We start from the raw sequence: 24,570 nt of genomic DNA, 5'->3' as shown, positions 1-24,570 counted from the left end.
CTTGTCGGGGAACCGTGACAGCATTTTTCAAAAATGCACCCCCTCCACCCAGCCTGTATATTGTTCATACAGAGACAAACCACCAGCCTTCAATGGCTGTTGCCAAAAGAAAAACAAAGGTAATAACTGCATCACCGAGGTACTTTGCGCCCCTTGGGGGTGGGGATGAGTTCCAAAGAATTGATAATTGAAGAATCGAACCAGGTGCATCATAAACGTCACCTGGTTTAAACACACTCAACAGTGAGAACGAGAACTCAGGACTCTTTATCGTTTACCTCTTCAGCTACCACCTGTGCCTGTGCCTGTTTTCTCCGGAAAGCTTCATTCTGGGAAGGAATCTCTGACTTTCCAACCCCAAAAAAACCAACAGCAAACAAAAACAGACCCGCAGCGGCGTAACCAATCGACGCCTTTAGCGAAGTATCATCCCACTCTTCTATTTTAGAAGCCGCAGAGAAAAAGCACATGATTCCTGTGATCACTATCACCATAGAGACCAGTGCAGACTTTTCTGGATACTTCCGCATTGTCTTGACAACAGGCCCCTCATCACCAAGAAGCTGCTTAGTTACATTTGTACAGACTCGAACAGCTTTCCTAAGGAAGCAAGCCATCACCGGGCCATCATTTTCCGGGACACTACAATTTTTTACATAGTCAGGGACTATTGAAGAAGAGGGAGCACCTACAGCCATAACATATCTCCTTGCTAAATCTGGTTTCTTAATAATTACCTTATTAACAGAGATACTTTTAATAAATAAATTCACCAATTGTCAGAGAGGCTGACCCTGTTGTTTTTACACTCTCAACTCTCTCTATCTGCTATCTGCCTCACATCAACAGTCATAGCCCTGTCAGTAGCACTCATTACTCATGCAGTGGCCATCAGCACAGACACCCGACATGTATGGATGAGCATATGGTGAAACCAGTCACCATTCTCTGAAAAAGCATGAAGGATCAACTAAATACTTGCGAAAGAATACTAACTGGCCACTTTATGCCCCTGGATATCCCCATACAACCGGGCATACACACCATTGCGGCTCAACAGGTGCGCATGGTCGCCTTCTTCAGTAATCCGCCCACCTTCAAACACATATACCCGCTCGGCCTGTTTTACCGCGCTCAAACGGTGGGCAATAATCACTGTTGTCCGCCGGGCCAGGAAGTTTTCCAGGGCCTCATGGAGCCTGGATTCAGTCTCCGTATCCAAGGCTGATGTAGCTTCATCGAGAATCACCACCTTGGGATCACTGACAATCATCCGGGCAATGGCCAGGCGCTGCCTCTGCCCCCCAGACAGCCTGACACCCTGGTTACCCAGCCGGGTTTCCAGACCATCCTTTAACTCACTGACAAATGCCGAAAGCTGGGCCACTTCCAGGGCCTGCCACAAAGCCCGTTCATTCACTTCACGACCCAGGGTCAGGTTCTCCCGCACGGAGGTATCAAACAACGCAGGATTCTGGAGCACAACTGCCACATGCTCGCGGGCGCAGTCAAAACCAATATCCTCAAGGGACTCGCCACCGTAAAACACCTGCCCCCTGCTCTGCGGGTACAACCCCAGCAACACTTTCACCAGGGTGGACTTGCCTCCCCCGCTGCCCCCCACAAGTGCTATTTTTTCTCCTGGCTTTACCGAGAGACTGATACCTTTTAATACCTCAACATCGTCGTAGGAAAAATGAATATCCTGAATCTCCAGGCCTACTGTTTCTTTTCCGGCAAAGGGGTTGCTCTTGCCGGGGTAACATGTCTCTTCGGAAAGCTCCAGCAGGCTGTTGATACGTTTCAGCGCGGCCTTGGCAGAATAAAGACCATACTGCATGGCCAGCAGCTCATGAACAGGTGTCAGCATAAACCAGAGATAGCCAAATACCGCCAGCATCTGCCCGATAGACAGGTCAGAGAACAACACCACAACCATCGTTGTGGCCCGGAAAATATCCACACCGGCCACAAATACCATAAAGCTCAAACGCCCTGCCGCATCATTGCGCCATGAGAATTCGGTACTGGTATCACGAACATTCCGGGCACGGTCCAGCAGCCTGTGCAGGTAATGTTTTTCCCGGTTAGCGGCCCGAATTTGCTGAATACCTTCCAGAGTTTCCGTCAGGGCCTGCTGAAATACGTCCATGGCCTTGTTTTCCCGGGTCTTCAGGGTTTTGATCTTCTTACCCATAGAAGCGGTGATAAAAATCACCAAAGGATTCAAACAGAGAATCACCAGGGCCAGCTGCCAGTGCAGCCAGAGCAGCACAATAGCGGTACCGATTATCGTCAACACCGCCACCAGCAGGCGGCTCACCGTTGAACCGATAAACTGGTCCAGTGTATTGAGGTCGGTAACAAACCGGGAAGAAATAGAGCCGGAGCCCAGGGTTTCATACTCCGACAGGGACACTCGGCCAAGCTTATGGAGCAGACTCTGCCGAATACGGTAAACGACCTCCTTGGAGATCAGGGTAAACTGCCGACTCTGCCAAACATTAAATACCAGCGCCAGAAGCCGGAGAGTTACCGTTAACAGCAGAACAAGCCCGATATATATATGAGGCGTGGCCCAGGAATCCGGCAGAACAGAGGATAAAAAGTTAACAATCGGCCCTGGCTTGTCCAACAGGACTTCATCCACCAGAAGCGGTAACAAAAGAGGAGTAGGGACACTGGCCAGCGTTGCCAGCACGGCCACAATATTGGCAATAATCAGCTCTCGGCGGAACCCCAGAGCTATCCTCCAGATTCGGGACCAGCTGAACACCTGCCCGGACACTAAAACATCAGTCAAAACTGCTCCCTGATTAATTTTTTTATGTCGTGTAGTTGTAAATAATTTCTGGTATTAGAGCATATCCTCCCCATAACGCCCAGCACCCCTGCGCTAGACAGCTCGTAACGCTGGCCTTATAGTGAGCGCCTCCTGCACACCAAGACAACAATGATATGACCAAGGATCTTCAGGCACAGAGCGCCGCACTGAAAGACGTCCCCGCACAAGACATTATCTGCAAGCTGCTGGCCACCGCTAAAAAGCCTATTATCACCACCAACTTCGGCCCCCATGAAGCTGCTATTCTACACCTTGCAGTTCAGGTCATGCCCGATATTCCCGTGGTCTGGATTGATTCCGGTTATGGTACTCCGGCCACCTATCAGTTCGCCGAAAAGCTGATCCGCGACCTTAACCTGAACATCCACGTTTACCATCCCCAGTACAGCCGGGCTTACCGTGAAGCGACCCTGGGGAATATTCCTGAAGTGGATACTCCCGAACACGATACATTTACCCAGGAAGTGAAACTTGAACCCTTTACCCGGGCCATGAAAGAGCATGCCCCGGATGTATGGCTGACGGCCATTCGCCAGGAACAGACCGCCTTCCGCCAGAACCTGGATATCCTGACAGAAACCCAGGATGGCCTGTTGCGTGTCGCGCCTCTTTTCTACTGGACAGAACTTGAACTGGAAGAATATCTGGTGGGCAATGATCTGCCCATTGAAGAAGATTACTTTGATCCCACCAAAGTGATCGGAAACCGGGAGTGCGGGCTGCATACCACCCGTTAATATTGAGATAGCAAAAAGGCTCCAATAAAAATCCCCGGGCGAGCCGGGGATTTCTCTATCTATAAGACTAAAGAGCCTTTAGACACATTCCTCTGGAATACTCGATGGCATTTTTGTGCCAGTAATCGAACAGAGTTTGTTTCTGATCCAGCTGGAGGCTGATAGCAGCCCAGTTGGATACTGTTTCCGACTCCCCGTAACCAGACAATAAGTATGCGAACCAGTCGTAATCCCTCATAACTTCTATTGCAAGAACATAATCCAGAAAACTTCTGACAATCTGTGTGTTACCGTACTTACCTTTGTAAAGATCATCCAGCTGAGATGCGCTTTCATTCATCGCGGTCTGAAAAGCACCTCTCAGAGCCTTAACAGTACTGCTCAACTGGCAAAACCCATTTTGCAAACAACTGTTGCTATTGTTGCCATCTGTGTCCCGGATAATCTTTTGCCAGTTACTCAGATGTTGCCAGGCCTCTGTTCCCAACCGCAGTTTGAGATAGTAAGAAGCTTCTGTTTCAAGACGAACAGCCTCATCGGGATCAGCGCTGATAGGGAAAGGGGAAGGTCCAGTTATGAACATCGTACTGCAAGCGCCTTCTATTATTGAATTTTCTGCATTATTCGCCAGAGCCTCTTCTGTACAGGTTGCCAACGACAGTGCCAACGCTATAAATCTGTAGTACTTTTCCATTAAATCCTGCCTTATATTTCCTGTTTCTATACAGCCAATGATGACTCCCATTTACAGATGCTTGGACTGTATTTCAGTGGGTAAGTTCGTGCACAGGGGGAAACCCAACATAACAAGATTGTCAGACGGGCTGTCTTACTGGTACACAGGATCAAGGACTCGGAATAAGGTAATTATTATCTGGATGACACAGGTCAACAAACCTGAGGTCGGAGAGGGTGACAAAGCACAACAAAAAGGAATAGAGCATCCCGCGAAAGCTCTGCCCTGACCCCACATCTGCAGGAGGAGAGAACAGAACCCACGAGGATTGATATAACGCTGTATGAAGCCGTAGTCAGTAAATAGCGTTTATCCGTGAGTGCCGCCACCCAGGCAGTTGGGACTCTCGGGAGCCTGCCGGAGCACCCGCTCCCATTCCTCCGGGGTATAAGTATGCAGAGCCAGGGCATGGACGCCCTGCTCCAGTTCTTCAGCCAGTACCTGGTAAACCTGCTGGTGCCGCTTCACAGGCATCTGCCCGGTGAAATCCGGGCTGACCAGCACCACCCTGAAATGGGTCTCGGAGCCCTCCGGAACATTATGCATGTAGCTTTCATTATCAAGCTGCAGATGTTCTGCCCGAAACGCCTCTTTCAGCTTTTTCTGAATCCTGTTCTGAACTTCCATCTCTGCCTGCAACCCTACTAATCTAACAGTTTACACTGTTATGCTAACACGAACACATGGCAGCGGCGTTGAGATAAGTAAAATTCACCAGGAGACTACCCACACTTAAATACGCCAGCGCAGGCCAATACCCAGACTGTTAATGCGGTTAATAACCGTACCCTGGGCATGGGCAGCAACATATCCCTGAAGGTTTTCAATGGGCTGAACCACATAACGCCGGGTGGTCCAGGTGTGCTGGGCAGCAAAGTCCAGGGAGAACGAAGGACTGGCCTGCCAGGTAGCACCAATAGAAACAGAGCGGTAGTCATTCAGGGCAAAATCGACAGTTGCCGTATGGTTCGGAGTGGGAGAATCATCATAGGCAATACCGCCACGGATGGACCAGCAGCAGTTCAGCTGATACTCAGTACCCAGGGCAAAACGCCAGATATCATGCCAGTCCATCACCTGGGTCTGGGTGGTGACCAGCTCCCCTTCCTGCTTTGGCTTAAAAGTCAGGGCGTCGAACCGGCTCCAGCGGGTCCAGGTGGCATCCGCCTTCAACGACCAGGCCGGTGTTACATAATGAATAGTACTGAGTGCGACGCTTTCCGGGAAGTGCAGTTTCAGCTTACTGTTCCGTTTCTCATAGATGGCCGGAAGCATTTTTCTCATCACTTCATTATCCGGGAACTCAACGCTCATCTTGCCTTTCATGGTTTGGAAAATAGCGCCACGGTACATAATCCCCAGTTCCCAGTCATCGGTCGGCTGGTAATAAATACCTGCCACAGGACCAAAGCTCAGGCCATTTCCGGTACTCTTGAAATAGCCGTCGTCTTCCGGCTCACCATTCACCAGCACGTTTTGGGCAATTTCCCCATCACCGTACTGACTCATAAAACCACCACCCACGGCCAGGTCAGGGGTCATCTGCCAGCTGATAACCGTACTGATATTGATGGTTTTCAGTTCGCTTTTTACAGACTGATACCGGCCTATCCACTCCCTGTCGAACTTCGTGGCATTGCCCCAGGGAGAGTTCAGACCAAAACCCAGACGAAAACGTTCCGACAGCGGAAGTACCAGATAAAAATCGGGAATAAAATCCGCCCCCTTCCATACCTTGTTATGGCCAACCATAGGATCTCCGTCCCAATTGATAACGGTGCCATCAAACTTGATCTGGTGAGGAACAGAAACAACCCCGCCGGCCAACTCCATCTTATCCAGACGCATCATGGCAGCCGGGTTATACCAGACAACACTGGCATCAGAACTCTGGGCCGCTCCTCCGGAAAAGCCATCCCCTAGCCGACGTATAGACATTTCATCAACAGCAATTCCTGATGCCTGCGTCTGCTGGTAGCTCCCTGCTCCAAATGCAACCCCCATAAGCAACACAATCGCTCTGCCTAACTGATTCGTCTTTTTTTGCACGAACGTACTCCCTTCTGTGAAATAAACACAGGAACCAAGAATGCGGCAGAGGGTATAGATGGCATATGAGCCTTTCTCAAGGAAGGGTCTACACTTGCGGCCCAGAAAACCATGCAAAGAGGACGAATCTGTGACCAGAGTCCGTAGTAACTTTCTGAAATATAACTTTCTGACATACATGGCCAAGCAGCGTTTGACAAAGCGCTTCCCGAACCCGTTTCCGGCATTCACTTCTGCGTTAAAGCCTGTGCTGGCCAGCACTGCGGCCACCTTTGCCGGCATACTTATTACTCCTGCCCTCCTTTACGCAGCCACACCGGCAGATGCCCTGACGGGCCTATGGGACATCTATGACAAGCAGAAGAATCTGGACACAACCATTCATATCCAGGCTTCAGATGACCCTGATACTCTTGAGGCCCGGATCGTGATTCACCATAAGCCCGAGGATCAGGGCATACTCTGCACAGCCTGTAGTGGAGAACGGCATAATCAGCCGATACTGGGCATGCGGGTGATGCACAGCCTGAAATGGAACCCGAAGAAAAAAGCCTGGTATGGCCATGGGCTGGACCCAGATCGGGGGTGGGAACCAGAAGTACGTTTGAAAAGGCTGGCCAACAGCACTCTGGAGATTTGCGCGTTTTATAAAACGGACTTTGTCTGCCTGGATAAGGATTACTGGCAGCCAAGCGCCCATAAACGCCTATAAACTGCCTGAAGCTGCTGATGAATGATGAGATGAATAGTTCAACCAGCAGACCGACCGGGAGCCGTAATACTTATCATCCTTCTGGCTTCAACCATAACCAACGCCGCCTGGCTTTTATAAAACACGAAAAATGGCCGAGAATACCCTTGATAAGGCTGCAGCTGGTTTGTCGAAGGATTTCGCCATAATCCCTGGTGGCTTAACCTGTACACACCTTCCTGCTGGTCCAGGGGAGTCACCCATTCCACACAGGCGGTTCCCGCCGTCTCCAGCTCACTTCCTTTCCGTCTTTCCCGCCAGTGAAACCGGGTATCCCAGTGATCATCAGTAGCCACGACTATCCACGTCCGGGTTTCCGGCTGGTAACGCTCTACAGTCATAAAAGTTGCCAACTGACGCACAGCCAGTCTGGGGTGTGAAGCGGTAAAGCAGGCAGATACCGTCTGCCCGGCCCACACCTGCCCTGGAACAGGGGAAAGAGGCTTACCATGATCCGCCCTTGTACCCGGACATGGAATAAACGGTACCTTCTGCTGTTCGTAATAGTCATCCAGCCTGTATGGATAAGCCTTGTTCTCAACGGTTTCTGACTCCACCTCTTCCGGAAACAGCAACTGTCCTGTCAGCCTGGAAAAGGTCTGCTGATAAGCTGGCAGAGTTAATGGGCCAAACAGTGTCGCGCTGCCTTCATAAAGCTGTGCCTGATACTCTTCCGGTGTCGTTACATAAAGGCTGTAATCATTGGCGTAACCGGCCAGTATAAGATGGGAGAACCGATCACCGGCCACGTCAGCAACAACCTTTTTCAAACGCTTACCGGCAATAAAAGTAAACTCAGCGGGAACGCTCACCAGACCCAGTGTTCCCATTTTCAACAGGGAAACCGGCAGAACCCTGGGCATCCAGGGGAAACGAAGTATCGGGCGGGGTACTCCGTAACCAATCACGCTTTTTAAAATCGTCTCAAACCAGGGACTTGGTTGAACCGCATTAAGGGACACCAGTACCGACTTGGGAAACTGGCAGGCATCAATCTCGGCATCCGCGCCGGACAACCAGCGCAGTATATCACTGGCCGGCCAGCCTCCGGTATTCTGCCCTTCTTTGAAAAGCCAGCGCCAGGGGGTTGGCCGACCATCCGGTGTTCCTGCGATAAAACCCCGCCCAGTACCCGCATCACAGGTCTGCCTGATGTAGTCCAGGCCGGAAAAAATCGGCTCTACAGAGACTCGAGAGAAATCCACATAATCATGAATAGATAAAAGTTCTCCGGTTAATTCTTCCACTGCAGTTTCAAACAAAGCCCGGCCTGTGCGGTATTGGCGCTCTCCGATAATTCGGGCACTCTCCTCAGGGGTACGCCCCGGGCCTGTACCATCCAGGTTAAGGTTTGGAGTCATATCCCCCGCGTTGGTCTGGGGGAAAGCTGCTACAAAGCCGGGGGACTGAGTCTGCTCCATACGCCAGGCAGCATAGCCTTTGTTATCACCGGACAGCAGTGTGTTCTCCATCGGGAAAGAGACACCATGGGTGGCAAACCAGCCCAGCATACCCACGGCCTGCCCCTGCTGTTCAAAGCGAAGCACCACCATTTCCGTATCATGGCTATGGGCCAGGAAACGGGATTCCGGATTACGGGAAAATGCTGCCCCGGCCCGGTTGGCGCTGGCATCAATCAGCTCTCCACGATTCATCAGCACCCGTCCGGGCCTCAGACTTCTGTGGGCCTGACGGACAGCATCAATAATGCCATTCACCTGGGCATCATAGGCATCCCGATGAAAATCACCCGCCCCAAGATTCAATAACAAGTGATGACTCTGACCGCCATTAGCACTGTGGGTATGGTCTGCGACAATCAACAGATTTTCTTCCCGGTATTTGGGGCCAAACAGTGTCTGCAGTTGCCTGGCCACCTCACGGGTCACCTCCCCAAACACCATACCTGCATTCAAGGCCACCAGCACCAGTCGCTGGCCACTCCGGGCATCTGCAACAATAAATGCCCTGGCCCACAGACGGTCATGAATGCCTGAAGAAACCTGGGCAGCACAGCCATAACCCACCATACCAACCCCGACGGCAGGGCCGGTGGTATCGGACTTTCCAACCCCAACCAGCCACTCAGCCTTACCCACCAAAGGCATAAAAAGCACCAGCCAACCAGCGAGAATAGCGCGTATCAGGGTCATACCTGAGTCCGATATAACAGGAGGTCGAATATCCTGCTTTTCCATCCTTATTCCTTAAACGCAGGTGAATAGAGGGGATGAGTATAGTTGGGCATGAAAAACATGCTCAGTGTTCAAATTCAGGAAAGTCGTACGTTTGAACAACATCAGGGCCACTATTTTTCACAGTGATTAACAGAATGGATGACTTGCTGAAAGGTCAGGGGCTATCTTCTACATCAGCTCACTGGATCGAGCAGATTACCGGAACACCGTCGGATATTCCGGAGCCAGTGGTCACGGCTCCTAAAGCCTGTGAACCCAGGCGATACTGGGAGACTAAAGTTGGTTGAGATTTTCCCTCTCTTTCTGCTTGGCTGCCAAACGCAGCTTCTGCAACTCTTGAACATCAGCCCAAAGCTTCCCCTGATGGGCCGGTGACCAACCCACGGGGCAAAATCTGACGGAATTATTCCCAGGAGAAGAAACAGCTGATGGCAAGGACCGCCCAGCCCCCCAGAACAGTCCAGTACATGGTCGGATCCTGATCCTTGTATATCACATCCATCAGGTAGGTGTATCCGTAATACAGATCCCAGGCAACCCAGCCCAGCAAAAGGACTCCAACAACTTTCCAAAAGACTCCCATTGACAGCTCCTTTTTATAATTCAGTGTTAATGTGGCTGATGCATTATAAAAGGCAAATACAGTAAACGGTAAACGTTATCTGAAATTACAACCAGTAAACAGGATGGCTCTTTATGGATGGACACAGAACTTAATATTTCACCGCACGAAATGTCAGGTTGATTCTTGGCCCCACCTGTTTTGCGGTTTTGGCCAGCTGATGATGCCAGACTTCCTGCACTCCAGGCCCCATCACCAGAAGTGAGCCGTGGGCCAGATCAAGAAAGAGAGTTCTCTTTTTATCATCCCGGTTACGCAGACGGAAGCGACGAACTGCCCCCAGGCTGACAGAGGCAATCACCGGCTCTGACCCAAGTTCAGGCTCATCATCCCCATGCCAGCCATTGCTGTCGCGGCCATCCCGGTAAAGATTGACCAGTACCGAATTAAAGGGTTGCCCCGCAGCTTTCTCTACTGCCCCTTTCAACGCAAGCAGTTCCGGCAACCAGGGTCTCGGAGCCAGAGTTAAGCCACTGTAGCTATAGGTCGCATTGGAGTCGCCATACCATGCCTGCAACCGGGGAAGAGCGTGAGTCTGGCCAAACAGGGTGATGGTATCCTGCCCCCAGGAAACGCTATCCAAAAGTATCGAGAAGAGTTCATCCGCCCTGCCCGCTTCGAGCCATTGGGACCAGTAAAACAATTGTCCGGGATGAAGGTTTATAATTTCCGGTTTCATCGCCCCGTTTCCATCGGATAACATACAAACGACAATTGCCACCTACAATGGCAACCCTATTCCCTTATTTACCTTGAGGATTCGCCTGTGGCCGTCATCCCCATGTGGCAATATGACCGGGATGGAAGCATGTTGAACCTCTGAGCCGTGCCTTCAAAGACAAGCCGGAAATGCTTCTTGAATGAATGGAAGAAGCGGGGCAGAACAAAAAAGAGGTTTCTGCCCAGAAAGAAGAGACCGTATCATGACATAAGTCAAAAAATCCGAGACTCCACCTCAACCTGTTACTTATTACTCAATCTGTTACTTATTAACAGCGGGATAATTTAAAATGAGCGGCGCAGTCGGCAAAACCATTTCCGAATCGAGATGACCTCTGTACACCACTGGCTGAACATGCGTTCCTCCGGGTGAAGGTCCGAGTATGCCTTTTGGAAAAAGCATCCGGTCCCCACCGTGATCTTCACTGCCGGCAAATGGGCTCAGAGCATTGGAGTAAGTTTTCAAGAATCCCCCCTGGGAGATCTCAGGCAACACTCTCATGCTTAGCAACGAATAATGCTCGCCAAGCATTGCTGTAACATCTTTATGATTCATCCAGTGGATATGGTGAATAACCGGTATGCCCGCCTGCTTGTATGCTTTAACATCCCATTCCGAATCTCCGTAGGCCTCCTGAATATCAAAGAACGCGGCCACCTGCTGAAGGTGTGTGAGCTTTTCCTCACCGGCCACATTCATCTGCACTGTAGTGGCATCCGTCTCCATCGAACGGGAACGCATCTGGGCGCTGCTTAATACAGGGCCAGCCGGCATCCCATAACCAAACAACCATTGTCGACTGAAAATATTAAAGCTTCGGGGGCGTGAGGTGACATAAAACACCGCATATCCAGCCCGTGCATACTCTCTGACTTTTTTAATCATAGGGATCAGTGGCATCATCTGCGGTGTGCGACTGATGGTGAGCGTCTCATCAATATCAAATACAACTGCTCTGGGCTTTGATCCTGTTTCTCTTCCTGCTTCCAAACCCTGTGGAGGAGTCAAAGCCCGGGCAATATGGCTGACAGATTCCCAGACAACATTATGGGGTTCTTTCTCTTCTTTTATCTGCACCCGTACCGGAACAATATCAAAAGGCCTGTCTCTGTTAGCGGGAAGAGGCAATTGTAACTGAACCTGACGTCCCATCTGGCCAGGGACTACATAGCCGGGCTGTGGATATTCAAGCCATATTTTCTGCGACAGGTCATAAACGGCAACAGAAAGACTATAACTGTTTTCTTTTGTCCCCCCCTCGCTCGTCAGCAACATATCACCTTTATCTTTCTGCACGAATTCTCCACCCCAGAGGTGCAGTGCCACTTTAGAAATATCACCAACGGCCATATCTGGTGCCTGGACAAATACAGCCCCTTCCCTGACCTGATCAATCTCCTTTGTGAGTTTCCCCATGGTTACAACCTCAGCCTTCTTCAACTCTCCGTATACTGTCTCCTGGGTTCTGCCTGTCACTGCCCAGCCAGTGGCCATCACAGCCAACATGTATAAAGGGACAGAAAAAAACACTCGCCTTAAGAATCCCAACCCTCTCCAGCCTGCTGACATCATCCCCCCCTATTCCGCTCTTGCCGGGCAGAGCTGCCCGCTAATTTCTATCAATCGCCAAGAGACTATAAATTGAAGAGTCTATAAAATAGGCATCAGTACCAGAAAAGGGGGGCTGAACACGTTCTTTTTTATGTATTTTCCCGGCTCCATCGTTTTATACGCTCTTTTTACGGGGTCACCTATATTGTCCTTTCAGAATTTTTCGATAACATACCGGCCTTTTTGATTGATGGAACAGGCACTACTAATGGCATCTTTCGTCCCGGGGCAACGCTGGATCAGTGATACAGAGATCGAACAGGGACTGGGCACCATCCTCACCTTCGATACTCGCACTATTACCCTTCTCTATCCGGCCACAGGTGAAACCCGGGTCTACCGCATGGAAAACAGTCCGCTGACACGGGTACAGTTTGAGCCAGGTGATTCTGTTGCCAGTCATGATGGCTGGATTCTGACCGTAACCGACGTCCAGGAGAAAAACGGCCTGCTGATATACCACGGCACCGATGAAAACGGTGAACCCCGTGAACTGCCGGAAGCCGGGCTGGACAACCTTATTGAATTTAATAAACCCCAGGATCGTCTGCTGGCGGGCCAGATCGACCTGAACAGCAACTTCTCCCTGCGTTACCAGACCCTGGATCACTACAGCCGTCTGTGCCAGTCTCCCTGGCTGGGCCTGGCCGGTGCCCGCGCCAGCCTGATTCCCCACCAGCTGCATATTGCCCATGAAGTGGCCGACCGCTACGCTCCCCGGGTACTGCTGGCGGATGAAGTGGGCCTGGGCAAAACCATTGAGGCCGGCCTGATTATTAACCGCCAGCTGCTGACCGGCCGCGCCTCACGGGTGCTGATTCTGCTGCCGGAACCCCTGGTACACCAGTGGCTGGTCGAGATGCTGCGCCGCTTTAACCTGCACTTCAGCGTATTTGATGAGGAGCGCTGCCGTAACGCCGATGGGGACAACCCCTTTGCCAGCGAACAGCTGGTACTGGCCAGCATCGACTTTCTGCGCAACAGCCCGGAACACCAGGAGCAGGCTCTCGCGGCAGGCTGGGACCTGCTGATAGTCGATGAAGCCCACCACCTGGAGTGGACCGTCGAAAACGGCCCCGGCCCCGACTACGCTCTGGTGGAAAAACTGGCGGAAGATACCCCCGGTATCCTGCTGCTTACGGCCACGCCGGAACAGCTGGGCCAGGCCGGACACTTTGCCCGCCTGCGCCTGCTGGACCCGGACCGTTTCCACAGCCTGGAAGCCTTTCAGGAAGAGGAAAACCGCTACGAGCCTGTAGCCGAAGCCACCCGGGAACTGCTGGACACCGGACGTATCTCCGACCAGGCCGCCGCCAACCTTCGCAGCCTGCTGGGCACAGAGGCGGATGGCCTGATCGCCATTATTAATGACGACAGCCAGCCGGAAACCGCCCAGGGTTCCCCCCAGGAGCGGGCCCGTGAACAGCTGATTCGCACCCTGCTGGATCGCCACGGCACAGGCCGTATCCTGTTCCGTAATACCCGTACCGCTGTTCCCGGTTTCCCCGGCCGCGCGGTACAGAGCTACCCCCAGGCCCTGCCTGAGCTCTACCAGATCGCCCTGGAAGAGAGCCTGAAAGAAGACAGAGGTCTTAAGCTCCAGCTGTTTCCGGAGCTGGCTTACCAGCAGCAGATCACCATTGATGACGCTGACCCCTGGTGGAAGGTTGATCCCCGGGTAGACTGGCTGATCAACCTGCTAAAACTGCTGCGGAAAGACAAGGTTCTGGTGATCTGCGCCAACAGCAGCACCGCCATGGACCTGGAAAATGCCATGCGAATTATTGCTGGTACCCAGGCTTCGGTGTTCCATGAAGGCATGAGCATTGTGGAGCGTGACCGGGCCGCCGCCTGGTTTGCTGATGAAGATTACGGTGCTCAGGTGCTGATCTGCTCCGAAATTGGCAGTGAGGGCCGCAACTTCCAGTTCGCCCACCATCTGGTGCTATTTGATATGCCGGGCAACCCTGACCTGCTGGAACAGCGCATCGGTCGTCTCGACCGTATCGGCCAGGAGCAGACTATCCGTATCCATGTACCCTATATCGAAGGCACAGCACAGGAGCGCCTGTTTACCTGGTATAACGATGGTCTCAACGCCTTTGCCGACACCTGTCCCGCAGGCAGTGTCGTCTACTCCCGCCTGAATGATGAGCTGACCGCCTGGCTCAGGGGAGATCTTCCGAAAAAAGCAGACACCCCGGAAACCTCAGATAAGAACGCAGAGCAAACAGAAACACCGGCATGGGATTTCGACACCCTGGTGGAACGCTCCCGAGCCATGCACGACGAAGTCACCCAGCACCTGCGCCTGGGCCGTGACCGTCTGCTGGAGCTGAACTCCCGGGGCGCTGGCAGCAAACGAGATCTGGTGGGGGAAATCCGCAGCGAGGACACCCCCAAAGCACTGTCCGGTTATGTTGAAAAACTGTTTGAAAGCTTCGGCCTGGATACAGAAGAACACTCCAAACGTGCCCTGGTGGTTCGTCCCGGCAACCATATGACAGTAACCAGCTATCCCGGCCTGCCGGCGGATGGCACTACCATCACCTTTGACCGGGATAATGCCCTGTCACGGGAAGATATGCAGTTTGTCACCTGGGAGCACCCCATGGTGCGGGAAGGCATGGATATGCTGCTTACCAGCGAAACCGGCAATACCGCCTGCTCCATTCTGAAGAGCAAGGGCATTAAAGCCGGTTTGATACTGATGGAAGCAATCTTTGTAGTGGAAGCCAGTGGTGAGAAGGAACTCCAACTGGAGCGTTTTCTGCCACCAACAGTGCTGCGTACCCTGATTGATCCAACCATGAACGATCTCAACGCCAAGGTGCCCTTTAAAACCCTGGATGCCCAGCTGCAGAAGCTGAAAACCACCACTGCCCGCAAAGTGGTCAAAAGCCAGCGGGAAGTGGTGCTAAAAATGGCCAAGGCCGCAGAGCACCATGCCCGTACCAAGGTGGATAACATCGTTAACGACGCCTGCCAGAAGCTGATGAACAATGTGACTCAGGAGATTCGTCGCCTGGCCGCACTAAAAGCTGTAAACCCGAATATTCGGGATGAAGAAATTGAATTCCTCAAACAGCAGGCTGCCCTGGGTTATCAGCAATTGCAGAAAGCCCAGATGCGCCTTGATGCTATTCGAGTGATTTTTACAACCTGAAATTCAATACCTTCTTTCTGAAAGTGTTTTCTTTTTAACTGCCCGAAGCCTGACCAGGCTTCGGGCAAACTTTTTCAATCATTCAATAAAACAGCAATAACTACAAAATCAATCCCATGAACAGATACAGAAATAACAACAAACCTCTCAGGGCATTTTTTGCCCTTTTTTTAATTAAAAAGAGGCATTTTTTGTCACCTCGCTCACCTTAATCAAACATTTCCACCTGATTTAGCTGGCTTCTCTTGCTTCCTGTCAGTCATAACCCTAATCTAGCCCGACGCTGAGCAAGATGTATGCAGTCCGGCTATGACAAATACAGTAATGCCCCATACCGCCAATCCCTGCTTCCAGCTCAAGGGAACAACGGTAACCATGATGACGCTGAATCTGTACCGTTTCAGTGAAAGTGAGCTGAGGCAGCAGTTTCAAAGCCTGTTAGCCAATGCCCCCCGTTTCTTTGAAAATACGCCTATTGTCGTCGACCTTGACAATCTGACTCATCCGGATCGCCCTATTGATATGGTTCGGCTATGCACCTTGTGCTCAGCCTTTGGCATTAACCTGATTGCCATCCGCGGTGGTAATGCCGTCCACCAGCGCCAGGCATCACAAGCCGGCCTGGCCTGCATGCCGGCCAGGCCTCTTAGTCCTGCCCGCAAGATACCTAACCTTCATCGTCTATCAAGTATTAAGTCGGCAACGGTTACACCGATTCATCAAAACGAGCTGAATTTGGCAGATTCATCACCGGATTCCATTTCAAGGGGTGAGTTCAGCGTTAAACCGGTTTATGCTCAACCTAAAATTATCAGCAAACCAATCCGTTCCGGACAGCAGGTTTACCACGAAGGTGATCTGATTCTGACCGGACCCGTCAGCACCGGCGCTGAAGTACTGTGCACAGGCAACCTTTATGCATACGGGGCATTCCGGGGGCGGGCACTCGCTGGTGTTAACGGAAATGACACGGCCCGGGTGTACTGTACGCAGTTTGAGGCTGAACTTGTATCAATTAACGGCCACTACAAACTGGCTTCAGCCATGGACAAAACCCTGTGGAAACAGGCAGTACACATTTGGTATGACGAAGACTCACTGCATCTGCAGTTACTCTGAATGTAGTTTTTAAGGGGAAGACAGTGGCAAAAATTATAGTGGTGACCTCCGGTAAAGGCGGGGTCGGCAAAACCACAACCAGCGCTGCTCTGTCCACCGGTCTCGCCCTGCAGGGGCACAAAACCGTAGTGATCGATTTTGATATCGGCCTGCGTAACCTTGACCTGGTTATGGGCTGCGAACGTCGTGTTGTCTACGACTTTATTAATGTTATTAACGGTGAAGCCGCCCTTCATCAGGCTCTGATTAAAGACAAACACACGGACAATCTTTATATTCTTCCGGCCTCCCAGACCCGGGACAAAGACGCCCTCACCTCTGAAGGGGTGGCTGAGGTACTGGATGCCCTCAAAGCCGAATTCGATTACATCATCTGTGATTCACCGGCAGGTATCGAACGGGGCGCACTGATGGCCCTGTACCATGCCGACGAAGCCATTATCACCACCAACCCGGAAGTCTCCTCAGTACGCGACTCTGACCGCATACTCGGCATTCTCCAAAGCAAATCCCGCCGGGCCGAACTGAACCTTGAACCGGTTAAGGAACATCTGCTACTGACCCGCTATGATGCTTCACGGGTTCAGCGTGGCGATATGCTGTCGGTAGAAGATGTGTGTGACATTCTCGCTATACCCCTGTTGGGAGTAGCGCCTGAAGACCCGGCGGTATTGAAAGCCTCTAATCAGGGGCTTCCCGTTATTCACTTGTCAGAGAGCCATGCTGGTCAGGCTTACAATGACGCCATTCAACGCTTTCTTGGCAAGGAGTGCCCCATGCGTTTTCTTGAACCACCCCGCCAGGGCCTGCTGAAAAGACTGTTTGGAGCGCAGGCATGAGCATCCTGGAAATTTTTCGTCATAAGCAGGAAAAGAGTTCAGCGAGCATCGCCCGGGAGAGGCTGCAGATTATTGTAGCCCATGAACGCAGTGATAAAAAAACACCGGACTACCTGCCAGCGATGAAGCAGGATATCCTTGCGGTGGTCAGCAAATATGTGACCGTTGACCCGGGTCACATCAATATCACTTTTGAAAATTTAAAAGATGTGTCCATCCTTGAACTCAATGTGACCCTGCCGGAATAAGCGGTGCCACACAAAACACGGGACACAGCCCTATGTCAGGGGCAAACGACGGAGTAACCGCAGGGATGTACCTGGAACTCAGCGATATCGCCCTTTTTGCCCTGATTGCTACTATCGTTCTGACCTGGTGGAACGCCCAGGCTATTCGCCAGCAGGCCATTGACCATGCGACCCGGCGCTGCAAAGAGCTGGACCTGCAACTCCTTGATGGCAGCATTTCTCTGAACTTCGCTGGCCTGCGCCGTGACAGCCGGGGTCGCCTGCACATCCTGCGCCACTGCCGGTTTGAGTTTTCCGCAACCGGAGAAGATCGCTACCAGGGCGAAGTGCATATGCTGGGCCGCACCCTGCTGGAGGTTCGACTGCCCCCCCACCGTATCTGAACCAGTTTCCAACGGCCATTACCTTCCTGGTGAAAGTCTTTATTACCGCCCTGCGAATGTTTGATATAAACATCATTAAAAACGGATTCAAACATGAGTCAAAACACCCAGTACATTCTCTCCCTGGACCAGGGCACAACCAGCAGCCGCGCCATTATCTTTAATCGTAATGGCGAAATCGTCGGCATCGCTCAGCAGGAATTAAACCAGTACTACCCTCATACCGGCTGGGTTGAGCACGACCCCATGGAGATCTGGGCCACCCAGCGCGGCGTAATGACCGAAGTACTGGCCAAAACCAATATTAAATCGAAACAGATTGCCGCAATTGGTATTACCAACCAACGTGAAACCACCGTCGTCTGGGATAAGAACACCGGTCAGCCGATTTACAATGCCATTGTCTGGCAGTGCCGTCGTACCGCCAGCACCTGCGAACAACTCAGGCACGATAAACTGGAAGATTATGTACAGGAAAAAACCGGACTGGTTATCGACGCCTATTTCTCAGGCACCAAAGTGGCCTGGATTCTCGACAATGTTGAAGGTGCACGGGAAAAGGCAGAAAAAGGCGAACTGCTGTTTGGTAATATCGACACCTGGCTGACCTGGAAACTCACTGAAGGCCGTGTTCACGTAACGGATTACACCAACGCCTCCCGCACCATGATGTTTAACATCAGGACTCTGGAGTGGGATGAGACGATGCTCAAAGCCCTGAGCGTTCCCCGCAGCATGCTGCCAGAAGTGAAATCCAGTTCCGAAGTCTATGGTGAAACCACCGTCGGCACCACACAGATACCTATCGCAGGTATTGCCGGCGACCAGCAGGCCGCCCTGTTCGGCCAGCTGGCCCTGGAAAAAGGCATGGCCAAAAACACCTACGGCACAGGCTGCTTCCTGCTGATGAACATCGGTGAAAAACCAATAAAATCCAACAACGGCCTGGTTACCACCATCGCTTACGGCCTCGACGGTAAGGTTACCTACGCTCTGGAAGGCTCAGTATTCGCAGCAGGTGCAAGCATCCAGTGGCTGCGGGATGAAATAGGCTTGATTCGTGACGCAGCCGACTCCGAATACCTTGCCAGAGAAATAAAAGACACTAACGGTGTATACGTTGTACCAGCTTTCGTCGGCCTTGGTGCCCCCTACTGGGATCCCTACGCACGGGGAACCATCGTCGGCCTGACACGGAGCGCGAACCGCAACCATATTGTCCGGGCCACACTGGAATCCATCGCTTATCAATCAAGGGATGTTCTGAGTGCCATGCAAAAAGATGTCGGCGTTAAATTGCACCAGCTTAGCGTTGATGGCGGCGCAGCTTCCAATAATTTCCTGATGCAGTTCCAGGCCGACATCCTGGACGCAAATGTAGTACGCCCCAAAGTGATCGAAACCACTGCAGTCGGCGCAGCCTACCTGGCCGGTCTCGCAATAGGCTACTGGAAAAGCACAGAGGACCTACGCAAAAACATCACAGTTGAACACACATTCAAAGCCTCTATGGAGAAAAAGACCCGGGATAAACTTTACTCCGGATGGGAAAAAGCGGTTGAGCGTTCACGGCGCTGGGAAGAAAAGTAATCAATAAACAATCAACGGGGCAGGATATCCCACCCTGTTGATTCCAGCTGCAGAAGTTCAACTCTGCCCCCATTCCCCCTCCTCTTAAAACAGCAGCCACTGTGAAAGCAATAAAAATAATACAGATAGCCATTATCATCTGACAAACTGTCGTGCATAATAGGCTAATAAATATAAGGATACACTTTATTGATCCTGACGGGCGGTAGCGTGGTCTTCCCGACCTGGGAAAAGGGATCAGGGAAACGCATGAAAACCCTTAGTATCAAAGCCCCCACGCACAATTGACGAAGACCAACGCATTGATTTTTTAACTGTGTTTCCATTCCCCTAACAAAATGGAAACACGCCAATGAATGCTTTCAGTTTGATAGAACAACTCTCCATTCTTCACGATCCTCGCCAAAGCTGGAAAGTCACTCACAAGCTTTCTGATATCCTGCTACTGACAACCTGCACTGTTATTGCTGGCTGTGAAGGCTGAGAGGAAATCGCTGATTTCTGTCAGGATCGGCTCGATTGGTTGAAAAAGTATGGTGATTTTGAGAAAAGTATTCCTTCTGACGAAACTATTGTCAGAACCGTCAGTACTGTGAATCCTCAGAAGTTTCAAAAGTGCTTCATCGCTTGGATGAAAGCTTGTCATGAAGCGACTGAAGATGAAGTGGTGGCCATTGATGGGAAAACAGTTCGCAGTTCTTATGACAAAAGCAAAAGACGCAGCCAATCCACATGGTCAGTGCAGGGAAAACGCATCAGGGAAAACGCATGAAACCCCGCGCCACCACTGGGTTAAAACTGATTTTCATGGCTTTGAATCCTGCAAGCCCTGAGCTGTTTAAATTTTACTCAAAACTCTCTCTATCCCTTGTATAGCAAGGGATAGGCGGGTACTACTCACCTGCGCAATACCAGCACACGCTCATGAGATATTTCTCCAAAACAGGTTTCAAACCTGATCAATGCGAAATCACTGTTCTTTTCAGCGTTTAAATGTCCCTCAATTCCAGTGATACCAAGGGCTTTCATGCGTTTTCCCTGGAAAACGCATGAAAGCCCTTGGTATGACTGGCTTCAATGCCTGCTTTTGAATGACTCTTTCTATGGAATTGTGCTCTCATACGTCAGTGGATGGATAATGAGACACAAGCAACGTGAATGCATTTAGCTTAATAGAACACCTTTCTTTGGTTACTGACTTTCGCCAGCCTTGGAAAACCGAGCACAAACTCACAGACACTCTCTTTTTGATGAACTGTGGGATTATTTCCGGTGCGGATAGTTGAGCTGAAATTGAAGATTTCGGTCTTCTGCGTCAAGACTGGCTCAAACAGTATGGTGATTTCGATGCGGGGGTTCCCTCCCATGACACTATTGAGCGCGTTGTTAGCAAGATTAGCCCCAAACAGTTTCAGAAGAGCTTTGCCGAATGGATGAAAGATTGCCATACCGCAACGGATGGATCCGTGATAGCGATTGATGGAAAAACCCTTCGTAGCTCTTATTATAAGGGACGTAAACGAGACCCAATCCATATGGTGAGTGCTTTTTGCATAGCCAGGTGTGGTTCTCGGCCAAATCAAAACGGACGATAAGAGCAATGAAATCACAGCAATTCCTGACCTCTTAACCTTTCTGGAACTCAAGGGATGCCTTGTCAGCATTGATGCCATGGGCTGCCAGCGGACCATTGCCGAAAATATTGTGGGGAAAGACGCTGACTATCTTCTGGCAGTGAAAGGCAATCAGCCGAAGCTTCATCAGCAGGGAAAACGCATGAAACCCCTTGATATCACTGGGATTGCAGGAAATTTCACGCGGAAAAGAGCAGTAATTTTGAAGTTATCTGATTCAAAACCTTTATTGGTGAAATATCTCATGAGCATGTGTTTGCACTGTGCAAGTAAATAATTTCTCTCTACCCCTTGTTATATAAGGGATAGAGAGAAATAAGAGCAAAATTTAAACAGTTCCGGGGTTGCAAGATTCTGCACCATGGAAATCAGTTTGAGCCCAGTAGTGGCGCGGGGTTTCATGCGTTTTCCCTGCTGTTTGACCTGGTCAAGAGCCTCCTGTTCCCGTTTGCGGGTGCGTTGCCACTGGGTGCGCCATCGTTTGGCCTGAGATTTCAGTTCGATGTAATCCACTTTACTGAGTGTGACCTGGGCGTAGGCAAAGGGGACTTTGACCGGATCTGGCGCAACCTCTGTCGTGTAAGAGGTATCAGAGAAAAACATGAGAAGACTATAGCCCCTTGGAAAGAAAAAAGGGGGGGGGGCTTGGAGCATGGGTTCACGGAATACTTACCGGAAAAGAGCAGTAATTTTGAAGTTATCTGATTCAAAACCTTTATTGGTGAAATATCTCATGAGCATGTGTTTGCACTGTGCAAGTAAATAATTTCTCTCTACCCCTTGTTATATAAGGGATAGAGAGAAATAAGAGCAAAATTTAAACAGTTCCGGGTTTGCAAGATTCTGCACCATGGAAATTAGTTTGAGCCTAGTAGCGGCGCGGGGTTTCACTGGAATTGAGGGACATTTAAACGCTGAAAAGAACAGTGATTTCACATTGATCAGGTTTGAAACCTGTTTTGGAGAATATCTCATGAACGTGTGCTGGCATTTCGCAGGTGCGTAGTAACCGCCTATCCCTTACTATGCAACAGCAATTCCCCATGAATAAACGACAACGCTCACTGGTTGTCACGAAAAATCCATAATTGCCATGGAGCAGACAACCCCTTTCCAGAAAAATACTGGATAATCAGTCACCGAATTTTACGCTGAACCCCCAAGGCTTTGCCTTTTACGATGTATCAGGTATCAAACTGCGAATGTGGGTGACGATTCTGACTTTATCCTTCGATCGCATATAGGCGATCACCTTAAGAAATTGACTCCATGAGTCAATGGCAAAAATGATAAAATGGTTGCGTATCACTTCCCACAGCTTGATTTTGGAGTGGCGGCTTTTCAAAGCCCTGTCAAACAGCGGGCATGACAGCTGTTCAATTTGGTCAACAAGGAAGGCAAGGAACATCAGACAGGCGAGATTGCTGGCAAGATGTGCTTCTCCATGACCGTAGTTGTGTTCCAGGGAAAACGCATGAAACCCCTTGGTATCACTGGGATTGCAGAAAATTTCACGCGGAAAAGAGCAGTAATTTTGAAGTTATCTGATTCAAAACCTCTATTGGTGAAATATCTCATGAGCATGTGTTTACACTGTGCAAGTAAATAATTTCTCTCTATCCCTTATATAACAAGGGGTAGAGAGAAATAAGAGCAAAATTTAAACAGTTCCGGGTTTGCAAGATTCTGCACCATGGAAATCAGTTTGAGCCCAGTAGTGGCGCGGGGTTTCATGCGTTTTCCCTGTAGCCTTGGGTTTTCAGCGTATTAAAGGTTTCGTTCTCAATCTTCCACTTCGCGCGTCCTCCCCGCATGATGTTCATGCAGTTTTTACGTCCTAGGCGTAAGCTGGTGATCCAGCTGTTGCTATAGCATTTTTTACCTTCCTCGTTGTACTCAACGTACTCCAGAAAGTTAACCATTAAATCGTCGTATGTTTTGTTCAGCGGAACCTTGTTAACGAACCGGAACCAGTGGCGATGCCCTTTACCGTCAACAGTCTCATACCGAATGACCTTCCCCTGTTTGTCCAGTTCGTCCACAGTTTCAAACAGGGCTGGGTGGTCACTGTCCTTGGCGACCATGATGTAGTGATGGTTGAAGGAGCGCACCAGAGTGACAGTGGGCCCCTTGGAGAATAGATCATCCAGATTCAGTACCAGTTTTAGCTTGGGGTGATCCTCATGAATGTGCTCCAGTGCCCGCCTGAGGGCATTGACCTCACAGTCATTTTTTGAAGCGTCTACCTGCTGGATAATAGGCTCAGGCATCAATGGCAGCACTTCTTTCGTACCGGGTTTGACGATACAGATACCCAGCATCTGGTGATAAAACCGGGGGGTCTTGCTATCTGGTTTCTTAACACAGCACTCGTTGCAATGAATTTTTCCGGAAGCAAAATGTCCGGTTCCATCAATAGGAGTAAGGTAACCTTGCTTGAAGTACTGGAATGCCTTCAGACGGCCACTGCGTTGGACGAAATTGAACAAGGCTTTGAAAAGCGGGGCCAGCTCGCGAGTGGGTAGTGGGTAGTGGGTAGTGGGTAGTGGGTCAAGCATGACTCGCATATGAGTATCACAGGGAGCCTTGTTGACGTGGTATAGACTTTTTAGATTGTATTCAATCTCCGCCTCAAGTCTTTCTTTGTCGAACTGAAGCAGGGATGGGAACTTCAGGTGCAACATGGCAAAAGCGGACATTAGAGCGTCATGCAGAGAGATTTTACCATTGAGCTGATTGGGACGATGGTCAGCTATTTTGGCGGCAAGATCGGAGATGATCTTGATCATGGTATCTGCCAAGGCTTGTTTATGAGAAGCAGGCATTGAAATAACTTCAGTAAAAAACTCGTCAAAACTTCACGAGTATGGAGAATAGCAGCTGCTCTGTATCGCTTGCGGCATCAGGTTGAAAATATTCTTTGGGGAATTGCTGACTATGCAAGGGATAAAGAGAATCTTGAGTAAAATTTAAACAGTTCAGGGCTTGCAGGATTCAAAGCCATGAAAATCAGTTTGAGCCCAGTGGTGGTGGGGAGTTTCATGCGTTTTCCCTGCCCCACAATGATCAGACAAAACAGTTCACATAAAACAATTTGTCAGTTCGTATATCCATATTCTCCAAGAATGACTGAAAGAGAGGCATAATGTGGACACTGGAAAAGCCTTGCGTTTATGCGAAAAATATATTTTTGAGTAAATATGACAGGCTTATATTAGTAATAATGTTGGATATCAGCAGATCACTCGGTTGAGAAGGGGCTTGGAATACCTCTACTGAAACCTATAGAATGTTATGGAAATTTACTACGGATAAATGGCT

22 protein-coding genes and 2 pseudogenes are annotated in these 24,570 nt (G+C 50.4%); 11 read left to right on the top strand and 13 right to left on the bottom strand.

Annotated elements, in window-relative coordinates:
* Positions 1–27: 27 nt before the first annotated feature.
* The 3 genes from ACY2RQ_RS17550 to ACY2RQ_RS17540 form a co-directional block, all read right to left on the bottom strand.
* The gene (locus ACY2RQ_RS17550) at positions 28–213 is read right to left on the bottom strand and encodes a hypothetical protein (protein ID WP_490114297.1); all 186 of its coding nucleotides are present in this window, start codon (positions 211–213) and stop codon (positions 28–30) included.
* Between the two features lie 44 nt (positions 214–257).
* Positions 258–698, bottom strand: coding sequence for a hypothetical protein (locus ACY2RQ_RS17545; protein WP_490114296.1), 441 nt, complete (start codon positions 696–698; stop codon positions 258–260).
* A gap of 293 nt (positions 699–991) precedes the next feature.
* Positions 992–2,803 (bottom strand): ABC transporter ATP-binding protein, encoded by a 1,812-nt coding sequence (locus ACY2RQ_RS17540; protein WP_490114295.1) that lies wholly within the window; start codon positions 2,801–2,803, stop codon positions 992–994.
* 155 nt (positions 2,804–2,958) lie between these two features.
* On the opposite strand from ACY2RQ_RS17540, the gene ACY2RQ_RS17535 reads away from it, so the two are divergent.
* Positions 2,959–3,582 (top strand): phosphoadenosine phosphosulfate reductase domain-containing protein, encoded by a 624-nt coding sequence (locus tag ACY2RQ_RS17535; RefSeq protein WP_490114294.1) that lies wholly within the window; start codon positions 2,959–2,961, stop codon positions 3,580–3,582.
* Between the two features lie 67 nt (positions 3,583–3,649).
* Here the strand turns inward: ACY2RQ_RS17535 and ACY2RQ_RS17530 are convergent, their stop codons facing one another.
* From ACY2RQ_RS17530 to ACY2RQ_RS17520, 3 genes are all read right to left on the bottom strand, one after another.
* A complete protein-coding gene (locus ACY2RQ_RS17530; protein WP_490114293.1) occupies positions 3,650–4,165 on the bottom strand; it encodes a hypothetical protein in 516 nt (171 codons plus the stop codon).
* Between the two features lie 462 nt (positions 4,166–4,627).
* Positions 4,628–4,945 (bottom strand): BolA family protein, encoded by a 318-nt coding sequence (locus ACY2RQ_RS17525; RefSeq protein ID WP_490114292.1) that lies wholly within the window; start codon positions 4,943–4,945, stop codon positions 4,628–4,630.
* A 105-nt stretch (positions 4,946–5,050) separates the two neighbouring features.
* Positions 5,051–6,367, bottom strand: a complete 1,317-nt coding sequence (locus ACY2RQ_RS17520) for an OmpP1/FadL family transporter (protein ID WP_490114291.1) — start codon at positions 6,365–6,367, stop codon at positions 5,051–5,053.
* A gap of 130 nt (positions 6,368–6,497) precedes the next feature.
* Between ACY2RQ_RS17520 and ACY2RQ_RS17515 the strand changes: the two genes are divergently transcribed.
* On the top strand, positions 6,498–7,079 hold the full coding sequence (locus ACY2RQ_RS17515; RefSeq protein ID WP_490114290.1) for a DUF2147 domain-containing protein: 582 nt from the start codon (positions 6,498–6,500) through the stop codon (positions 7,077–7,079).
* Positions 7,080–7,117: 38 nt separating this feature from the next.
* On the opposite strand, the gene ACY2RQ_RS17510 is transcribed toward ACY2RQ_RS17515, so the two are convergent.
* Positions 7,118–9,316 carry a neutral/alkaline non-lysosomal ceramidase N-terminal domain-containing protein gene (locus tag ACY2RQ_RS17510; protein WP_490114289.1) on the bottom strand — a complete coding sequence of 733 codons (2,199 nt, stop codon included), beginning with the start codon at positions 9,314–9,316 and terminating at the stop codon, positions 7,118–7,120.
* Positions 9,317–9,450: 134 nt separating this feature from the next.
* Between ACY2RQ_RS17510 and ACY2RQ_RS17505 the strand changes: the two genes are divergently transcribed.
* The gene (locus tag ACY2RQ_RS17505) at positions 9,451–9,603 is read left to right on the top strand and encodes a hypothetical protein (protein WP_490114288.1); all 153 of its coding nucleotides are present in this window, start codon (positions 9,451–9,453) and stop codon (positions 9,601–9,603) included.
* 116 nt (positions 9,604–9,719) lie between these two features.
* Here the strand turns inward: ACY2RQ_RS17505 and ACY2RQ_RS17500 are convergent, their stop codons facing one another.
* The 3 genes from ACY2RQ_RS17500 to ACY2RQ_RS17490 form a co-directional block, all read right to left on the bottom strand.
* Positions 9,720–9,899 carry a hypothetical protein gene (locus tag ACY2RQ_RS17500; RefSeq protein WP_490114287.1) on the bottom strand — a complete coding sequence of 60 codons (180 nt, stop codon included), beginning with the start codon at positions 9,897–9,899 and terminating at the stop codon, positions 9,720–9,722.
* 130 nt (positions 9,900–10,029) lie between these two features.
* Positions 10,030–10,617, bottom strand: coding sequence for an alpha-ketoglutarate-dependent dioxygenase AlkB family protein (locus tag ACY2RQ_RS17495; protein ID WP_490114286.1), 588 nt, complete (start codon positions 10,615–10,617; stop codon positions 10,030–10,032).
* Positions 10,618–10,920: 303 nt separating this feature from the next.
* A complete protein-coding gene (locus ACY2RQ_RS17490) occupies positions 10,921–12,075 on the bottom strand; it encodes an LNS2 domain-containing protein (protein ID WP_490114285.1) in 1,155 nt (384 codons plus the stop codon).
* A 403-nt stretch (positions 12,076–12,478) separates the two neighbouring features.
* Here ACY2RQ_RS17490 and rapA point away from each other — a divergent pair, with 403 nt between their 5' ends.
* The 7 genes and pseudogenes from rapA to ACY2RQ_RS17455 all read left to right on the top strand — a co-directional run bounded on the left by rapA (position 12,479) and on the right by ACY2RQ_RS17455 (position 20,387).
* Complete coding sequence (gene rapA, locus ACY2RQ_RS17485) at positions 12,479–15,436, top strand: RNA polymerase-associated protein RapA (protein WP_490114284.1); 2,958 nt, start codon at positions 12,479–12,481, stop codon at positions 15,434–15,436.
* 309 nt (positions 15,437–15,745) lie between these two features.
* Positions 15,746–16,555, top strand: a complete 810-nt coding sequence (gene minC, locus ACY2RQ_RS17480; RefSeq protein ID WP_490114283.1) for a septum site-determining protein MinC — start codon at positions 15,746–15,748, stop codon at positions 16,553–16,555.
* A 23-nt stretch (positions 16,556–16,578) separates the two neighbouring features.
* Entirely contained in the window at positions 16,579–17,394 is an 816-nt protein-coding gene (minD, locus tag ACY2RQ_RS17475) for a septum site-determining protein MinD (RefSeq protein ID WP_490114282.1), read from the top strand.
* Positions 17,391–17,642 carry a cell division topological specificity factor MinE gene (gene minE, locus ACY2RQ_RS17470; protein WP_490114281.1) on the top strand — a complete coding sequence of 84 codons (252 nt, stop codon included), beginning with the start codon at positions 17,391–17,393 and terminating at the stop codon, positions 17,640–17,642. The genes minD and minE overlap by 4 nt, the downstream gene beginning before the upstream one ends.
* Before the next feature lie 32 nt (positions 17,643–17,674).
* Complete coding sequence (locus tag ACY2RQ_RS17465) at positions 17,675–18,025, top strand: DUF3301 domain-containing protein (protein WP_490114280.1); 351 nt, start codon at positions 17,675–17,677, stop codon at positions 18,023–18,025.
* Positions 18,026–18,118: 93 nt separating this feature from the next.
* A complete protein-coding gene (glpK, locus tag ACY2RQ_RS17460) occupies positions 18,119–19,615 on the top strand; it encodes a glycerol kinase GlpK (RefSeq protein WP_490114279.1) in 1,497 nt (498 codons plus the stop codon).
* A gap of 352 nt (positions 19,616–19,967) precedes the next feature.
* A pseudogene (locus ACY2RQ_RS17455) lies at positions 19,968–20,387 on the top strand (ISAs1 family transposase).
* 125 nt (positions 20,388–20,512) lie between these two features.
* Here the strand turns inward: ACY2RQ_RS17455 and ACY2RQ_RS17450 are convergent.
* Entirely contained in the window at positions 20,513–20,644 is a 132-nt protein-coding gene (locus tag ACY2RQ_RS17450) for a hypothetical protein (RefSeq protein WP_490114278.1), read from the bottom strand.
* Between the two features lie 125 nt (positions 20,645–20,769).
* Between ACY2RQ_RS17450 and ACY2RQ_RS17445 the strand changes: the two are divergent.
* Positions 20,770–21,379: pseudogene (locus ACY2RQ_RS17445) on the top strand (ISAs1 family transposase); the annotation flags it as partial.
* A gap of 164 nt (positions 21,380–21,543) precedes the next feature.
* Here the strand turns inward: ACY2RQ_RS17445 and ACY2RQ_RS17440 are convergent.
* Together ACY2RQ_RS17440 and ACY2RQ_RS17435 are read right to left on the bottom strand one after the other, a co-directional pair.
* Positions 21,544–21,852 (bottom strand): hypothetical protein, encoded by a 309-nt coding sequence (locus ACY2RQ_RS17440; RefSeq protein ID WP_490114277.1) that lies wholly within the window; start codon positions 21,850–21,852, stop codon positions 21,544–21,546.
* Between the two features lie 1,127 nt (positions 21,853–22,979).
* Positions 22,980–24,074 (bottom strand): hypothetical protein, encoded by a 1,095-nt coding sequence (locus tag ACY2RQ_RS17435; RefSeq protein ID WP_490114276.1) that lies wholly within the window; start codon positions 24,072–24,074, stop codon positions 22,980–22,982.
* Between the last annotated feature and the right edge of the window lie 496 nt (positions 24,075–24,570).

Source organism: Parendozoicomonas sp. 209JJ7-1, from assembly GCF_058147085.1.
Note: the sequence above shows the minus strand (reverse complement) of the source record. Positions and strands in the feature narration are given on the sequence as shown.

What these genes read in the sequence shown, in the direction of transcription:
- ACY2RQ_RS17550 (WP_490114297.1), bottom strand. Translation starts at nt 213, where the DNA reads ATGATGCACCTGGTTCGATTCTTCAATTATCAATTCTTTGGAACTCAT.
- ACY2RQ_RS17545 (WP_490114296.1), bottom strand. Translation starts at nt 698, where the DNA reads ATGGCTGTAGGTGCTCCCTCTTCTTCAATAGTCCCTGACTATGTAAAA.
- ACY2RQ_RS17535 (WP_490114294.1), top strand. Translation starts at nt 2,959, where the DNA reads ATGACCAAGGATCTTCAGGCACAGAGCGCCGCACTGAAAGACGTCCCC.
- ACY2RQ_RS17530 (WP_490114293.1), bottom strand. Translation starts at nt 4,165, where the DNA reads ATGTTCATAACTGGACCTTCCCCTTTCCCTATCAGCGCTGATCCCGAT.
- ACY2RQ_RS17525 (WP_490114292.1), bottom strand. Translation starts at nt 4,945, where the DNA reads ATGGAAGTTCAGAACAGGATTCAGAAAAAGCTGAAAGAGGCGTTTCGG.
- ACY2RQ_RS17510 (WP_490114289.1), bottom strand. Translation starts at nt 9,316, where the DNA reads ATGGAAAAGCAGGATATTCGACCTCCTGTTATATCGGACTCAGGTATG.
- ACY2RQ_RS17505 (WP_490114288.1), top strand. Translation starts at nt 9,451, where the DNA reads ATGGATGACTTGCTGAAAGGTCAGGGGCTATCTTCTACATCAGCTCAC.
- ACY2RQ_RS17500 (WP_490114287.1), bottom strand. Translation starts at nt 9,899, where the DNA reads ATGGGAGTCTTTTGGAAAGTTGTTGGAGTCCTTTTGCTGGGCTGGGTT.
- ACY2RQ_RS17495 (WP_490114286.1), bottom strand. Translation starts at nt 10,617, where the DNA reads ATGAAACCGGAAATTATAAACCTTCATCCCGGACAATTGTTTTACTGG.
- ACY2RQ_RS17490 (WP_490114285.1), bottom strand. Translation starts at nt 12,075, where the DNA reads ATGGGGAAACTCACAAAGGAGATTGATCAGGTCAGGGAAGGGGCTGTA.
- rapA (WP_490114284.1), top strand. Translation starts at nt 12,479, where the DNA reads ATGGCATCTTTCGTCCCGGGGCAACGCTGGATCAGTGATACAGAGATC.
- minC (WP_490114283.1), top strand. Translation starts at nt 15,746, where the DNA reads ATGACAAATACAGTAATGCCCCATACCGCCAATCCCTGCTTCCAGCTC.
- minE (WP_490114281.1), top strand. Translation starts at nt 17,391, where the DNA reads ATGAGCATCCTGGAAATTTTTCGTCATAAGCAGGAAAAGAGTTCAGCG.
- ACY2RQ_RS17465 (WP_490114280.1), top strand. Translation starts at nt 17,675, where the DNA reads ATGTCAGGGGCAAACGACGGAGTAACCGCAGGGATGTACCTGGAACTC.
- glpK (WP_490114279.1), top strand. Translation starts at nt 18,119, where the DNA reads ATGAGTCAAAACACCCAGTACATTCTCTCCCTGGACCAGGGCACAACC.
- ACY2RQ_RS17450 (WP_490114278.1), bottom strand. Translation starts at nt 20,644, where the DNA reads ATGAAAGCCCTTGGTATCACTGGAATTGAGGGACATTTAAACGCTGAA.
- ACY2RQ_RS17440 (WP_490114277.1), bottom strand. Translation starts at nt 21,852, where the DNA reads ATGTTTTTCTCTGATACCTCTTACACGACAGAGGTTGCGCCAGATCCG.
- ACY2RQ_RS17435 (WP_490114276.1), bottom strand. Translation starts at nt 24,074, where the DNA reads ATGCCTGCTTCTCATAAACAAGCCTTGGCAGATACCATGATCAAGATC.